Consider the following 2269-nt stretch of genomic DNA (forward strand, 5'->3'; position numbering starts at 1 on the left):
CAGCTCGTCGGGTATGTGGTGCCGGAGGCGGGGGCGGAGGTGGATGGGGCCGCCCTGCGGCGCGCCCTGGCGGAGCGGCTGCCGGACTACATGGTCCCGGCCGCGATCCTGCGCCTCGAGCGCCTGCCGCTGACCCCCAACGGCAAGCTCGACCGCCGCGCCTTGCCCGCCCCCGACTTCACCTCCGCCAGCCGGCGCGCCGCCAGCACCCCGCAGGAGGAGGTCCTCTGCCACCTGTTCGAGGCCGTGCTCGGCCTTCCCCAGGTCGGGCCCGACGACAGCTTCTTCGATCTCGGCGGACACTCGCTGCTCGCCATGCGCATGATCGCGCGCATCCGCCAGGCCTTCGACACCGAACTCTCGATCCGCACCCTGTTCGAGGCGCCGACCCCCGCCGGCCTCGCCGAGCGGCTCGGCCCCGGCGGCGCCCGCCGCCGGCCGTCCCTGCAGCCGCAGGCCCGCCCCGCCGTCCTGCCCCTGTCCTTCGCCCAGCGCCGCCTGTGGCTGCTCGCCCAGATCGACGGGCCGGGCGCGACCTACAACATGCCGTTCGCCGTCCGGCTCGAGGGCCCCCTCGACGTCCCCGCCCTCGCGCAGGCGCTGCGGGACGTGGTGGCCCGCCACGAGAGCCTGCGCACCCGCTTCGCGCCCGACCCGGCGGGCGGCCCGGTCCAGCAGGTGCTGCCCGCCGACGATCCGCGGGCGCTGCCGGCGCTGACCCACCGGGCGAGCACGCCGGACACCCTGGCGGAGGATCTGGCGAAGGCGAGCCGCCACCGCTTCGATCTCGCCGGCGAGGGCCTGATCCGCACCCACCTGCTGGCGCTCGCGCCGGACCGGCACGTCCTGCTCGTGCTGATCCACCACGCCATCGCCGACGGCTGGTCGCTGGCGCCGCTGGCGCGCGACCTCGGCACGGCCTATGCCGCGTGCCGCCTCGGGCAGGCGCCGGCCTGGGCGGACCTGCCGGTGCACTATGCCGACTACACCCTCTGGCAGCAGGACTGGCTCGGCCAGGACAGCGACCCCGACAGCGAGGGCGCGCGCCAGCTCGGCTACTGGCGCGAGGCCCTCGCGGGCCTGCCCGAGCAGCTCGACCTGCCCGTCGATCGGCCGCGGCCGGCCGTCTCGAGCGGGCGGGGCGGCCACGTGCCGGTGCGGATCGAGCCGGAGCTGCACCGGCAGCTGCGCGGCCTCGCCCAGGGCCGGGACGCGAGCCTGTTCATGGTGCTCCAGGCGGGGCTCGCGGCGCTGCTGAGCCGGCTCGGGGCGGGCCCGGACATCCCGATCGGCAGCCCGACCGCCGGACGCACCGACCCGGCGCTCGACGACCTGATCGGCTTCTTCGTCAACACGCTGGTGCTGCGGGTGGACACCGGCGGCAACCCGAGCTTCGCCGGCCTGCTCGGGCGGGTGCGGGAGCGGGCGCTGGCCGCCTACGAGCACCAGGACCTGCCCTTCGAGCGCCTCGTGGAGGTGCTGCGGCCGGCCCGCTCCCTGGCGCGCCATCCGCTGTTCCAGGTGATGCTGGTCCTGCAGAACACCGCCGCGGTCGCGCTGGCGTTGCCCGGGCTCAAGGCGAGCCCGGTATCGGTCGACACGGCCACGACGAAGTTCGACCTGACCTTCAGCGTCGAGGAGCGGTTCGGCCCCGAGGGCGCGCCGGCGGGGATCGCGATCGACGTGGAATACGCCTGCGACCTGTTCGAGGCGGCAACCGTGGCCGATCTCGGCGCGCGCCTGGTGCGGCTTCTCCAGGCCGGCGTAGCGGCGCCGGACACGCCGATCGGGCGTCTCGACATCCTGTCGGCGGCGGAGCGGCACCGTCTGCTGGAGGCGTGGAACGCGACCGTCCGGCCGCTGCCGGAGGCGAGCCTGCCGGCCCTGTTCGAGCGGCAGGCGGCGCGGACGCCGGAAGCGACGGCGCTGGTCCATGCCGGCGAGCGGCTGAGCTACGCCGCCCTGAACGGGCGGGCGAACCGGCTGGCGCGCCACCTGACCGCGCTGGGCATCGGCCCGGAGGCGCGGGTGGCCTTGGCGCTGCCGCGCTCGAGCGAGATGGTGGTGGGCCTGCTGGCGATCCTGAAGGCGGGCGCCGCCTACGTGCCGCTCGATCCGAACTACCCGGTGGAGCGCCTGCGCTTCATGCTGGCGGATGCCGCGCCCCGGGCGGTGCTGACCACGGCCGCGCTGCGGGCCGAGCTCGCCCCGCCGGCGCAGGTGGCGGTGATCCTGCCCGAGGATCCGGCCCTGCAGGCGCAACTGGCCG

At 76.0% G+C, this 2269-nt stretch carries 1 protein-coding gene; it reads left to right on the plus strand.

Going from position 1 to position 2269, the window contains the following annotated elements:
* The coding region (locus tag LW587_RS23830; RefSeq protein WP_269780373.1) for a condensation domain-containing protein at window positions 1–2269 on the plus strand (2269 nt) is incomplete at both ends.

The sequence above is a fragment of the Methylobacterium sp. Leaf118 genome (genome assembly GCF_920984675.1).
Lineage (GTDB): Bacteria > Pseudomonadota > Alphaproteobacteria > Rhizobiales > Beijerinckiaceae > Methylobacterium.